The organism is Nostoc sp. C057 (assembly GCF_013393925.1).
In the GTDB taxonomy this organism is placed as follows: domain Bacteria; phylum Cyanobacteriota; class Cyanobacteriia; order Cyanobacteriales; family Nostocaceae; genus Nostoc; species Nostoc muscorum_A.
Window position 1 is genome coordinate 4443863 of the sequence record NZ_CP040281.1, and the last position, 13375, is coordinate 4457237.

Sequence of the window (13375 nt, forward strand, 5' to 3'; positions counted from 1 at the left end):
TTTAATCTGCGATATCTACAAATGTATAGGCGTAGGCAACTGTAGCAACTTACTAAATTTCGGTGGCTCGCTTACGCCATTGATATAATTCCTTTGTACAAGTTATTCCAAGCGCATTACAAAATTTTATTTGATACCTTGGTTGAACAAAATTGTATGGAGCAGAGTATATTTCTACGATGTCTACATCTTCAGATTCTAAGGGCTTTTGCAAATTTCCCCCAATTAATTTTTGAAAGATTTCATTTTCTAAAGACAAGACAAGTACGCCAATATTGTAAAGTTCAGCATAATATCGAATATCTTGAGGAATTTTAGAAATCGTTTCTTCTGGATGTGCAAATGCGAAATATGACCTATTAGCAAATCTCCGATGTGAAACAGCTTCAAAAATCCATTGTTCCCAATTTTCCAAGGATATTTTTGCTTCTATAGTGACCACTTCTAATGAAAGTCCACTGAAGTTATCCAAGGCATTAACTCCAGCTAAATCAGGATTACCCCACTTACCTAAAGATCGGTTAGATGATACATTTGAAGACTGATACCCTTGGGCAATTAACCAGCTTTCTAATACAGGATATAAGCGTGTTTCTTTTTGCCTTCTAACTCCTGCTGTTGTTTCTTCGTTTTTATCTACTATGTTTTCATTTTCATTTAGTTTCTCTACTACTGCCTTTGCAGTAGAAGATATGTAATAACCCTTCTTTTTTCCTAAACAATTAATTAAACTTTCTGTATCTTTAACTGTATTTGAAAGATATTGTAAAAATGTATTTTTGGAAAAATCTCCAAGTTGCTCTGAAAATTCTTTTTGTGCTAGATTAAATAGGTCAATGCTTGATAATATGTTATTGCTATCTAGTTTCCCTTGAATCTTTAAGAGATATTCGCAAGCAACTTTAACTTTTTGGTAGGTTTTAAATCCATCTAATGATGGTTTTTCGATAGATTTATCAACCTGTATCTGTGGTGATTCTATGGATTCATCACCTAAATTATCTGTTAATTGCTCCATATCTATTCTCAGGTTTCCTCACTGTAATTAAAATACAACTGGTATAGGGAAAGCGTAGATTTTATTATTTATCTCTAGTTCATGGTAATGACCCCATCAATAACCTCGCCACTGTATCACCACTGATACCCTCTAGTGGAAATTTACCTGATTATCACTTTGCGATCGCCAAGCAGCTTAGAATAGTAGTGATAGAGAGGATTATAATTATGAACGTCGTCATTCCTAATGAAATATTAACCACAACTCGGATGACTGAAGGCGAAATGAAGCAGGAAATTGCAGTGATGCTCTTTCAAAAAGAAAAGTTAACCCTAGCTCAAGCCAGCCGATTTGCAGGTATGAATCGTATAGCATTTCAGCATCTACTTGCAAGCCGTCAAATCTCAGTGCATTATGGGGTCGAGGATTTTGACCAAGATATAGAAAACTTGCGGGCGATGGGTAGACTGTGATCATTGTCAGTGATACTTCACCCATTAATAACCTCGCCGCCATTAACCATCTTCATTTACTACAACAGCTTTACGGAACAGTCCTAATTCCTGAAGCTGTCTACCGAGAACTAACTGATCCCAACTTTCCAGTTGCAGGTGCAATTGAAGTTCAAACTTTTATCTGGATTCAAACTCGTCCAGTTCAAGATCGAACATTGGTTGAAGCACTCAGCAATGAACTGGATATTGGTGAAGCTGAAGCGATCGCTCTAGCGCTAGAAACGAAAGCAGATCAAGTTTTGATTGATGAACGTCGTGGTCGCTTGGTTGCAGGTAGGCTAAATCTTGGTTACATAGGGATTTTAGGGATCTTGGTTGAAGCTAAAAGTCAAAGGCTGATTTCTGCTGTGAAACCTTTGTTAGATGCTCTGATTAACCAAGCAGGATTCTGGGTAGCGGAACCTTTATACAAGAGGGTTTTGCAGCTTGTTGATGAAAATTAAATGTGGCATAGACTTTATAACTGAGCAGCAGTAGGCATTCTGAAAATTTTTCACCTATTAACCATCCTAGCAAGTGTTTGCGGTTAATTTGTCAGTGATACTTCGCCCATCAATAACTTCGCCGCCACTCTACTGAGTTTCTTTTTACTCTGATTCAACTTTATGCCAGAAGTCTATTGACTTCTGGTAAATCTATTGAGAAGCTAATAGTTAGATTTACTAATTAATAGAAGTGCATCAAACTTGTGACAATACTGACGGGAAAAATAAATCGATCGCAACCTGCTAGCGAACCAAAACCGTTGATTTTGCAAACTCAGGGACTCACACGCCGTTTTGGTAAGTTAACCGCAGTTAATAATCTGAGCATATCTGTAGAACAGGGCGAAGTATTTGGACTACTTGGCCCCAATGGTGCAGGGAAAAGTACAGTTCTTAAGATGTTGACAACCTTGCTGCCTATCAGTGCAGGGAAAGCAACCTTAGCTGGCTATGATGTGACTCGTCAACCCAATCCTGTGAGACGGGCTATCGGCTATGTACCCCAGGCGCTCTCTGCTGATGGTAGTCTCACGGGTTACGAAAATCTCTTAATCTTCGCCAAGCTGTATGGAATACCTGCCAAAGGACGCGATCGCCGAATCTATGAAATTTTAGAATACATGGGTTTGCAGGATGCGGCGAAACGCTTGGTACGAAACTACTCTGGTGGGATGATCCGCAAGCTGGAAATTGGCATATCAGTTCTACATCAACCCCAAATTTTGTTTCTTGATGAGCCGACTGTTGGATTAGATCCCATTGCTCGAACTCAAGTATGGCAACTTGTACTACAACTCTGTGCTGATTACGGCACAACTATATTTTTAACAACCCACTTTTTAGAAGAAGCGGATAGTTTATGTAACCGAGTGGCGATTATGCAGCAAGGTGAAGTCGTTACTATAGGTACACCAAACGACTTAAAAGCTTCTTTAGATAACCCAAATGCAACTTTGGATGATGTCTTTATTCACTATACAGGCGACCAGTTAACATCAGGAGTCAACTACCGTGACACAGCGAGAACCAGACGTACTGCTCAACGGTTGGGTTAAATCACCACCCACTGTCCGAGTAAATTTGATCTCTGCAATTAAAGAGCTAGTTACAAAAACCTTGGCGATCGCAGAATTAGAAATCCGTAAACTCCGCCACGATCCCACTGATTTAGTCGTTCGGGCTGTGCAACCAGCTTTATGGCTGCTAATTTTTGGGCAAGTTTTCTCCCGAACTCGCGCGATTCCTACAGGAAACTTACCCTATTTAGACTTCATTTCTGCTGGCATTTTGGCTCAGAGTATTTTGTTTGTGGCAATTTTCAGTGGTGGAATGACGCTAATCTGGGAGCGAGATTTAGGCATTGTCCATAAATTTTTAGCTAGTCCTACGCCTCGCGTGGCGATGGTGTTGGGCAAAGCCCTGGCGTGTGGGGTGAGGTGCTTATCTCAGGTAATATTCATTTACGGATTAGCATTTTTATTAGGTGTCAAACTAAATCTTCATCCCCTAGCTATTCTCCAAGTACTGCTGCTAGTCATACTGGGAGCGGGTTCTTTTTGTATTTTCTCATTAATTATTGGCTGTTTGGTGAAAAGCCGAGAAAGGATGACGGGTATTGGACAATTGTTAACGATGCCGTTATTTTTTGCTAGCAATGCCATCTATCCGATTTCTTTGATGCCCAGTTGGTTAAAGTTCATTTCCCATTTAAATCCGTTGACTTATCTGGTTGACGGGTTACGTAGCACCATGCTGTTGAATGGCACTAGCATCTATGGCTTTGGTCTGGATTGTACAATTCTCTTATTCACATTAATAATCTTGGCCATCCTTGGTGGAAAACTTTATCCACGGGTGGCCATGTAACTAGGAGAACAACAAGCCCATGACCTTGGATAAACCTAATCAAGGTGCAACTTCCGAAGAATGTGCCGCTAGAGTAATGGAGACAGTTCCATTAGTGATGCGGTTTATCCGAGCGGATATGCGTGCCCATAGTGCCGCTTTTTTATCTATACCTCAATTGCGATCGCTAGCATTTATTAACCGCAATCCTGGGGCTTCATTATCTGATCTGGCAGAGCATTTAGGTGTCACCTCTGCCACGGCATCAGCAACCATAGAACGCTTAGTACAACGCGACTTTGTGAAACGGATTGCCCATCCTCAAGAGCGGCGGCGGGTGCTGCTCAATTTAACTGAAGATGGAAAACACCATCTTAAGCAATCCCAAGATCAAACTCGCGCTCATATTACCGATTTACTGACAGGTCTTTCAGAAGACCAAATTTCCAACATTGAAGAAGGCTTAACTCTACTAAAAAATGTCTTCGAAAAAACAGAACTCAAAGCCCCATAACTTTGAGGTTGCAGAACACGATCCCTTTGCAGCCTTTAAGTTTCGAGACTATCGGCTATTTACCATTGGACGGCTGGTGCTGTTCGTGGGGTCGCAAATGCAAACTGTAGCGATTGGCTGGGAACTCTATGAGCGGACTAACTCAGCGATCGCTTTAGGTGGTGTGGGACTAGCGCAAGTCTTGCCGATGATTGCTCTCACCTTGATTGTCGGACATGTAGCCGATCGCCGCGATCGCAAACTCATCATGTTATTCTCGGTGATGTTGCTAGCCCTCTGCTCCCTGGCTTTGGCAGTGCTTTCCTATACTCAAGGTGCAATTTTTCTAATTTACGCTTGCTTGTTATTAACAGGTGTCGCTAGGGCATTCCTCAAACCAGCCAGTGATGCTCTCATGTGGCAGTTGATACCTATCAGTGCGTTTACCAATGCAGCAACTTGGAATAGTAGTAGTTTTCAGTTAGCCGCAGTCATTGGCCCAGCCTTCGGGGGATTCGGGATTGCGCTACTAGGAAGTGCTACAGGAGTTTATGTATTAGCAGCGATCGCAGCCTTACTGTGTTTTATTTTAACGCTGGCAATCAAAGAGCAAAAAGTCATCCGCTCAACCGAACCAATCTCACTCAAAGCGCTTGCTGCTGGCGCTAAATTTGTTTGGCAGAATCAGTTGATTTTAGCAGCGATTACATTAGATATGTTTGCTGTATTGTTGGGTGGTGCGATCGCATTGTTACCCATCTTTGCCAAAGATATTTTACACGTGGGGCCAGTGGAGTTGGGATATCTCCAAGCAGCACACTCCATCGGTGCTTTGACTATGGCCATTACCCTGGCGTATTTACCACCATTACGCAAAGCAGGCCCGGCATTATTGTGGTCAGTGGTTGGCTTTGGAGTTGTTACAATTATCTTTGGACTTTCTCGTTCATTTTGGCTGTCTATGTTGATGCTAATCCTTGGTGGCGCACTGGATAGCATTAGCGTTGTGATTCGCCATACATTGGTTCAAATCAGAACACCCGATCATTTGCGTGGTCGAGTTGCTGCTATTAATAGCGTGTTTATTAGTGCCTCCAATGAATTAGGGGGCTTTGAGTCAGGCTTGACTGCTGCTTTATTTGGCCCAGTTATTTCTGTCGTGGGTGGTGGAATTGGCACAATTGTGGTGGTGATTGCTACGGCAATGATTTGGCCAGGAATTCGCAAGTTAGGAGCTTTGCAAGAGTATAAATAGAAATACTTATCTATTTTCCATAGATAATATTTATCCCACCGCAGCAAGAGATAAGAATTACAATCTCGTAGCTTTTGCATAGAGTGGGATTTTTGTTTAGCGAAAGTTGCAGATTACGTAATTAAAAGGTAGACAAACTCAAAGTTTTGAGATTGTATCTGACTTCAATTCGCCCTAAAAGTTATAGAATTGGTACTAAATAATTGGGAAACCTCCTCCGCCCGCATTAGCACCAAAATTTGGGATACTGCCATCAGTTGGAATACCAAAACTACCCAAATTAAAGCTGCCATCAGTTGGAATACCAAAATTACCCAAATTAAAGCCGCCCTCACTTGGAATACCAAAGCTACCCAAATTAAAGTTGCCATCAGTTGGAATACCATACTTAGCAAGGTCGAAGTTGCTATCAGTTGGAATACCATATTTAGCAAGGTCGAAGTTAGCAGCAGTTGGTATGCCGAATGCTCCTCCAGGTGCAAACGGATCGCTGAGGTTGCCACGATAAAGACTATCCAAGGCGTTGGCAGGAAAAGAATTTACATCAAATGCCATGAGAGTCAATCCTCCTATTAGTAGATAAATTTTGTGTAATCAAGAAATACTAAGGAAGCATAATTAAGCTTTCTTAGTAACTTTTGTTTTGTTTTTTTAATTGCTAATCTTGATATTTTTGGAATGTATTGTATAGTGGTTTCATAAAATTTACTTTCCAAAAAACCTTTAATTAACGCTAGTTACTTGAAAAAATATATAAAAATTAAGTTATTTTTAAAATGAAAAATCTTTAGATGCTTATGTCAAATATTTAGATACTTTTTCTACTGCAATTTGCAGGTTAAACTTATTTAAATTGGTATGCACGAGACTTGACAAATTGTCCCTACACATCTTTTTAAACGAACCGTATACTAGGTTAACAAATCCCTCTAGATGGTCATATCCCAATACGCTTAGGTTGAACGTTCGCGTAGCGTTCCGTAGGGAAGTGAAACCCAACAATGAACGCTTGTCTTGGGTTACGTTCCTCAAACACCACTTGCTACCCTGCGGGAACGCTAAGAGCGTAGCTTCGGGAAACCCACCCAACGCAGTGGCTCCCCAACCTACACAGGTTAAGGTTTTTATGTTTTCAATTTCTCTTATTTTCCTTTTCCTTATCTTCTCTACGAGATGCTACGCGAATGCGTTCTTTGTGGTTCGTTCCTTTAACGGTCAAAACTAAGTTGACAAACCAGTTATTTTTCTTTAATTTTTAATTTTTTGACGGTGGTTAGCAGCTTGTAGTAAAAGAGATTCAGCAAAAGCGATCGCATCACTTGCAGATTTACCACCAGCTAACTGCGCTAATTCTTCCCGGCGAGTGGTTAAATTATCTAAGGTAGTAACTCTGACAACAGTACGCTGCTCGGAATTTTCATTGTTAGCTTTTTTACCTTTGCCTTGATTGATAGTTTGCTTATCGACGCGGAAATGGCGATCGGCCATTGCCGCAACTAAAGGCTGGTGGGTAACACACAATACTTGATTGCGTTGACTTAGCTGGTGTAATTTTTCCGCGATCGCTTGGGCGACTCTTCCCGAAACCCCGACATCAATTTCATCAAAAACCATTGTCCCAGCCACATCAACCTGAGAAAAACACGCTTTCAGCGCTAGTAAAAAGCGGCTCATTTCCCCGCCAGAGGCAACTTCTGTTAAAGGTTGCAGTGGTTCTCCAGGGTTAGAACTAAATGTAAAGGTTATTCTATCTGCTCCCATAACAGTGGGGAAAGCAGGCACTATCTCAACCAGAAACTTCACCTTTTCCATCGCTAAAGGCTTGAGTTCAGCTATCAAACGTGATTCTAAATTAGCAGCCGCCTTACTCCGCAATTGAGTTAACTGATTAGTTGCTTGGGTGAGTTTTTCAAAACACGCTTTTTCTTGCTGTTCTAATTTTTCAATAGATTGTTCGCTATCGTTAAGCTGGGCTAATTCCTCTTGGATACGTTGGTAATAAGCGATCGCTTCTGTAAGCGTTGGCCCATACTTGCGGCAAATTTGCTTTAATTCCTGAATCCGTTCTTCCACCTCTTCCAATCGCTGCGGATCGGCTTCCAAACTGTCCCCATAAGCATTAATCTGTCTTCCCACTTCCATTACCGCAGCTTGCGCGTCCCTCACCAATTCCAAAAGGTGTTGCAGCTGGGTATCGTACTCCACCATGTCATTTAATATCACCTCACTATCTCCCAGTAAATCTCCTGCGGCTGGGGTTTCATGATCGTTTTGATACAAAGCCTGATAGACCTTGTAACTCATCTGTTGCAAATCGACGACATGATTCAGACGTTCTCGTTCTTGTCCCAACTGTTCCAATTCATTAGGTTCATTGAGATTAGCTGCTCCCAATTCCTGCACTTGATAAGTGAGCAAATCTAGTTGTTGCAACCGTTCCCGTTCTGATGTCCGGCGTTTTTCTAATGCTAAATGTGCCTGTTGGTAAGTATTAAAACTCGTAGCGACTTTATGGCGCTGCTGCATTAAAGAGTCGCCGCCATACAAATCTAACCAGTCGCGGACTTGGGCAGATTGTCCCACTTGTACCGTTTGACCTTGGGCTGTGATTTCCACTAAGCGATCGCGCATTCCTCCCATAATCTGCCGATTTACTAACACACCATTCACCCGCGATCGACTGCGGATATTAGTAGCAGTGGCTGTGATTTCTCGGCTAATAACTACGGAATTTTCATCAAGCAAATCTATTTCTTGTTCAGTCAACCAAGCCGCTAGGGGAGCATTTGAGGTAAAAGTTGCTTCTACCATCGCTCGACTTGTCCCTGTGCGAATGACTCGACTAGAGACTTTACCGCCTAAAGCAGCATCAATGGCATCCAAAATAATCGATTTTCCAGCGCCGGTTTCACCTGTCAGCACATTTAGTCCCGCGCCAAATTCCAATTCCAGTTGGTCAATTAAGGCAAAGTTTTCAATTCGCAGGCAAAGCAACATCAAGCCAAATTCTCCATAAGGGCAGATGCCGGATACTTCTAATTTACAGGACAATAAGTATGATTTTTCAGCTAACTAGCAATACCTAATACTATTGAACTAGTATGCCCGTTTAAGTGTAGCAAACCTTTGAGTAATGGGTAATGGATAATGGGTAATAGAAAAATTAGTTGAACCCTGCTAATTTCTAATCCTCAATGCCCCATTTCTAATACCCAATTCGTAAAGATATTGTTACAATACTTAATGTGATCGTTCTGACTGGTGGCCTTTTTCATGATTGTTAAGACACTTCCCCCTAGTTCCCGACCGATTCAGGAGGACAGTAGCAACGGCACAAATAGCCGAGGTGAACTGGACATTATAGATATAGTGCCAGAAGAAAATGGTACATCGAGCTTAGTTGTGCGATCGCCAAGACTCTTAGCAGCCCAAAAGATCCGGACAACAGCCGAACCTGAGACGCTTTACGATCCCGCGAGCATAGCGGAGCATTATCAAAACAGACCCCTGCAAGTTTTACGGCGGATTTTCGCCGTGTTGGGGCCGACTTTATCCTTTGCTTTTGGGTTGTGGTCGGATAATAAACGGGGAATTGTCGTCAAAAATGACCGCCGCCGAGCTACTCAGCTTCGAGTATTGCTGACTCAACTGGGGCCTGCTTATATCAAAATTGGACAAGCTTTGTCCACTAGACCGGATCTCGTTCCTACCGTATATCTAGAAGAATTAACTAAGCTACAAGACCAATTACCACCTTTTCCTAACGAACTTGCTTACCAGTTTATCAAAGAAGAACTAGGCGCACCTCCAGAAGAGGTTTACGCCGAACTCTCGGCCCAGCCAATTGCTGCGGCTTCCTTGGGACAAGTATATAAAGGTAAGCTAAAAACTGGTGAAGAAGTTGCCGTAAAAGTCCAACGTCCCGACTTAAGAGAGCGGATCACCATCGACTTGTATATCTTGCGTAATATCGCCGCCTGGGTGCAGAAAACAGTCAAACGGGTAAGAAGTGATTTAGTTGGGATTCTCGATGAATTAGGCGATCGCATCTTTGAAGAGATGGACTATATTCACGAGGGTGAAAATGCCGAAAGATTTTTCGAGTTATACGGTCACATAAAAGATATCTACGTACCGAAAATTTACTGGGAATATACCAATCGTCGCGTTTTGACGATGGAATGGATTAACGGTATTAAATTAACCCAGACAGCAGAAATTAGCGCCCAAGGTATAGATGCTCGTTATCTCATTGAAGTGGGTGTCCAGTGTTCCTTGCGCCAGTTGCTAGAACATGGATTTTTCCACGCCGATCCCCACCCTGGTAATTTATTAGCAACACCAGATGGCAAATTGGCTTATCTCGACTTCGGAATGATGAGCGAAATTAAGCCACCACAGCGTTATGGTTTAATTGAAGCGATCGTCCACGTCGTCAACCGCGACTTTGAAGGATTAGCAAAAGACTACGTTAAATTAGACTTCCTATCGCCAGAAACCGATTTAACACCAATTATCCCAGCTTTTGCCAGAGTCTTTGCTGATGCCCAAGGAGCCAGCGTTGCCGACCTTAACATTAAAAGCATCACCGATGAACTATCGGCTTTGATGTATGAGTATCCTTTCCGCGTACCGCCCTACTACGCCTTAATTATTCGTTCCCTTGTTACTCTCGAAGGGATTGCAATATTTATAGATCCCACCTTTAAAGTCCTCAGCGAAGCTTATCCCTACGTTTCTAAACGCCTGTTAACAGACCAAGCACCGCAATTAAGAGCATCATTGCAAGACTTGCTATTTAAAGATGGCAGATTTCGCTGGAATCGCTTAGAGAACCTGTTACGTAATGCACGTAACAGTCAAGACTACGACTTCAATTTAGTGCTGAATCAGGGAATAGAATTTCTGTCATCAGAACGTGGTGCTTTCATCCTTGACAAGCTAGTAGATGAATCTGTTAATGGACTCGATGCTTTAAGTAAAAACGTTTTGCATAACTTCACCTCTCTCTTACGGGAACGAGTTGGATTGACAGCAGTTAATGAAACTCCAGCAGCGACAGTTGAGCAACAACAAACCTTAGAGCATATCAAACATATATTAGGTATTCTCCGAGAAACACGAGGCTTTGACCCACTGCAACTTGCGACTCAAATTTCTCAGTTATTGGTAAATTCCGATGTACAACGTTTAGGTCAACAAATTGCCAACCGCTTCACGCAAAAAGCTGTAGCTAGATTGATTCGGCAATTATTGGCATCGTAGTAAGAGTTATGAGTTAAAAAATTCCTTTAACTCATAACTCATCAACATTCATAACTATTTGACACTCCATAAGTATTGCTGCCCAAAACAATAGCATCAATGGATTCGTAGAAAGCACCATAACCGTAGTCTTCCTCTTCTATGTCAAGGATTGATAGCCAATCAATTCCGCCATCGCTGCGAGCAATGTAGCCATCCAAACTAGCTGCAATATAGAGCGTAACTTTCGTCATTTTACTTTCAATTAGTTACGTTTTTTGATTGTGCGATTTAAACCGACCTGCAATAAATTCTCGCTTAGATAAATGTTTTGTATTGCGTTTGGTAACTCGCTTTCGCCACATCTGAAAACTAGATTCTTTCATTTCACGCCTCATTAAGGCAATTACCTGTTTCTCCAGCAGTCCAAACTGAGCCTCAATCGCATCAAAAGATGTTCTATCTTCCCATGCCATCTCAATAATGCGATTTATAGTTTCTGAATCGAGGTTAGGTAGCTTCATTCCTTTTCTGACAATTGGTAAATTTGAGCTACATATATTTTACTTTTCGTTTTGAAGAACCGTTGTGTCTGCTGCTGTACCCAGTTGTAGACCATAGAGGTTGGCGTATACACCTTGCCGATTGATGAGTTCGGCGTGAGTACCTTGCTCTACAATTTGTCCCTGCTGAATTACTAATACCTGATCTGCCTGAGTAACTGTGCTGAGGCGGTGGGCAATTACAAAACTGGTACGACCTTGCAGCAAACGAGCGATCGCACTTTGTACTAGCGCTTCTGTGCGCGTGTCAATGCTGCTGGTGGCTTCATCAAGAATCAGAATTCGTGGGTTAATTAATACCGCACGAGCAATACTGATCAGTTGTCGTTGTCCCTGGCTCAGGGGCGCTCCTCGTTCACCCAATTGGGTTGTATAGCCTTGTGGTAGTGAGGTAATGAACTCATGTACATTTGCTAGTTGTGCAGCCGCTTCGATGTCAGCTTGGGTAGTATGAGGAGCGCCAAAGGCAATGTTTTCGGCGACAGTACCACTGAACAGAATATTATCTTGTAAAACTATGCCAATTTGACGGCGCAGACTTGCTTGGGTAACACTACGCACATCAATATCATCAATTTTTACTGCACCACCAGATACATCGTAGAAGCGCAAAATCAAGTTAATAATTGTACTTTTTCCCGAACCGGTCGGCCCGACTAATGCAATCATCTGCCCTGGATAGGCGTGCAAATTCACCCCTTTGAGAACCAATTGATCTGGGTTATAGCCAAACTTGACATTCTCAAATCTCACTTCCCCCTGAATCGGCGGCATTTCTGTCGCATCGGGTGCATCTTTGAGTTCTGACGGTTCATCTAGTAATAGAAAGATTCGCTCTAACCCGGCAAAGGCAGATTGAGCTTGGGTGTAAAACTGGCTGAGAATCTGGATAGGGCGGAAGAACTGCTGGACGTAAAGTAAAAAGGATGTCACCACGCCCACTGTTACAGCCCCAGTGACGGCAAGATAGCCACCATAAGCCAGTACACCTGCGGTTGCGAGTGTGTTGAGAAAATCGATGGAGGGCAAAAAGGCCGAAGTAATTGCTACAGCTTCAACGTTGGCATCACGATTTGCAGCGTTAAGAACGTCAAATTGAGCGATGTTTGTCTGTACCCGATTAAATGCCTGTGCTTCTCTGACACTGCCAATATCTTCTTCCAACTTGGCGGAAAGCTCGCCGATGGTCTGTCGGGTAACGCGAAACCTGGCTCTTGCCCAACGTGCAAACAAACTTGTGGTAAAAATCATCAGTGGCACAACCAGGTTGCTCAATAAGCCAAGTTGCAGGTTAATTGAGAGCATCGCAATGATGATACCGACCAAACTGAAAATGTTGCCCAGCATTTGGGCGATCGTCAGTCCAAATGCCTGATTCACAGTATTGACATCATTCAGCAGACGGCTCATTAAATCGCCCGCTTCGCTGCGATCGAAAAAGCTGAGGGGCAGACTTTGGATTTTGAGAAAAATATCTTGCCTCAGTTGAGCCAACAATCGCTGCATAATCCAGCCGACTCGAATAATTTGACCCCGGATTGCTAAAACGCCAAGTCCGTAGTTCAGCGCTAGTAGACCTAATAACAGTAGGAGTCCCTGTAAATTACCTTTTTCAATTAGGCGATCGATTGACCAACCAAGGAAAAATGGCCCAATTGCCTGGGTTACAGCACCAATAAATACTAACGTCAGGGCGATGGGAATTTCTTTGCGATAAAGTAGCAGGTATTGCAAAAAACGCCGCAGGGTAGAAAGTTGCTTACTCGCCTGCTCAGATGCAACAACGGGAATAGTGCTTCTCATAGCAATTTTAAATTTTGGATTTTGGACTTCGACTTCGCTCAGTCGAACGATTTTGGATTACAAGGTCTTTGCTTTTAATTAGTTGTTATAAAAGTCTCGAACAAGACTATTTATTAATACGGTTCAGTTAAGGCTTAACTCTTTGTCAAAGTCAATTTTTTTAACGAACCGC

The 13375-nt window shown here is 42.4% G+C and carries 13 protein-coding genes; 7 read left to right on the forward strand and 6 right to left on the reverse strand.

Features of this window, described 5'->3' with window-relative positions:
• Positions 1–52: 52 nt before the first annotated feature.
• Complete coding sequence (locus tag FD724_RS19105) at positions 53–1018, reverse strand: hypothetical protein (protein ID WP_179073708.1); 966 nt, start codon at positions 1016–1018, stop codon at positions 53–55.
• A gap of 209 nt (positions 1019–1227) precedes the next feature.
• Here FD724_RS19105 and FD724_RS19110 point away from each other — a divergent pair, with 209 nt between their 5' ends.
• From FD724_RS19110 to FD724_RS19135, 6 genes are all read left to right on the forward strand, one after another.
• The gene (locus FD724_RS19110) at positions 1228–1473 is read left to right on the forward strand and encodes a UPF0175 family protein (protein ID WP_179073709.1); all 246 of its coding nucleotides are present in this window, start codon (positions 1228–1230) and stop codon (positions 1471–1473) included.
• Positions 1470–1958: a DUF3368 domain-containing protein gene (locus FD724_RS19115; RefSeq protein ID WP_179073710.1), complete on the forward strand. Its 489-nt coding sequence runs from the start codon at positions 1470–1472 to the stop codon at positions 1956–1958. Before FD724_RS19110 ends, FD724_RS19115 begins: the two co-directional genes overlap by 4 nt.
• A gap of 245 nt (positions 1959–2203) precedes the next feature.
• Positions 2204–3055 (forward strand): ABC transporter ATP-binding protein, encoded by an 852-nt coding sequence (locus tag FD724_RS19120; RefSeq protein WP_179073711.1) that lies wholly within the window; start codon positions 2204–2206, stop codon positions 3053–3055.
• Positions 3012–3866 (forward strand): ABC transporter permease, encoded by an 855-nt coding sequence (locus FD724_RS19125; protein WP_179073712.1) that lies wholly within the window; start codon positions 3012–3014, stop codon positions 3864–3866. The genes FD724_RS19120 and FD724_RS19125 overlap by 44 nt, the downstream gene beginning before the upstream one ends.
• A gap of 19 nt (positions 3867–3885) precedes the next feature.
• The gene (locus FD724_RS19130) at positions 3886–4359 is read left to right on the forward strand and encodes a MarR family winged helix-turn-helix transcriptional regulator (RefSeq protein ID WP_114083091.1); all 474 of its coding nucleotides are present in this window, start codon (positions 3886–3888) and stop codon (positions 4357–4359) included.
• Positions 4325–5593 (forward strand): MFS transporter, encoded by a 1269-nt coding sequence (locus FD724_RS19135; RefSeq protein WP_179073713.1) that lies wholly within the window; start codon positions 4325–4327, stop codon positions 5591–5593. Before FD724_RS19130 ends, FD724_RS19135 begins: the two co-directional genes overlap by 35 nt.
• A gap of 195 nt (positions 5594–5788) precedes the next feature.
• Here FD724_RS19135 and FD724_RS19140 read toward each other — a convergent pair whose 3' ends face one another.
• Both FD724_RS19140 and recN read right to left on the reverse strand, forming a co-directional pair.
• On the reverse strand, positions 5789–6148 hold the full coding sequence (locus FD724_RS19140) for a hypothetical protein (protein WP_179073714.1): 360 nt from the start codon (positions 6146–6148) through the stop codon (positions 5789–5791).
• 693 nt (positions 6149–6841) lie between these two features.
• On the reverse strand, positions 6842–8590 hold the full coding sequence (recN, locus tag FD724_RS19145) for a DNA repair protein RecN (protein WP_179075555.1): 1749 nt from the start codon (positions 8588–8590) through the stop codon (positions 6842–6844).
• 276 nt (positions 8591–8866) lie between these two features.
• Here recN and FD724_RS19150 point away from each other — a divergent pair, with 276 nt between their 5' ends.
• Positions 8867–10858 (forward strand): AarF/ABC1/UbiB kinase family protein, encoded by a 1992-nt coding sequence (locus FD724_RS19150; RefSeq protein ID WP_179073715.1) that lies wholly within the window; start codon positions 8867–8869, stop codon positions 10856–10858.
• Between the two features lie 41 nt (positions 10859–10899).
• Here the strand turns inward: FD724_RS19150 and FD724_RS19155 are convergent, their stop codons facing one another.
• Genes FD724_RS19155 through FD724_RS19165 form a run of 3 tightly spaced genes read right to left on the reverse strand, consistent with a single transcriptional unit; the run spans position 10900 to position 13203 of the window.
• Positions 10900–11091 (reverse strand): dihydrofolate reductase family protein, encoded by a 192-nt coding sequence (locus FD724_RS19155; RefSeq protein WP_245245946.1) that lies wholly within the window; start codon positions 11089–11091, stop codon positions 10900–10902.
• 15 nt (positions 11092–11106) lie between these two features.
• A complete protein-coding gene (locus tag FD724_RS19160) occupies positions 11107–11361 on the reverse strand; it encodes a TIGR03643 family protein (protein WP_114083097.1) in 255 nt (84 codons plus the stop codon).
• 39 nt (positions 11362–11400) lie between these two features.
• On the reverse strand, positions 11401–13203 hold the full coding sequence (locus FD724_RS19165) for an ABC transporter ATP-binding protein (RefSeq protein ID WP_179073716.1): 1803 nt from the start codon (positions 13201–13203) through the stop codon (positions 11401–11403).
• Positions 13204–13375 lie beyond the last annotated feature (172 nt).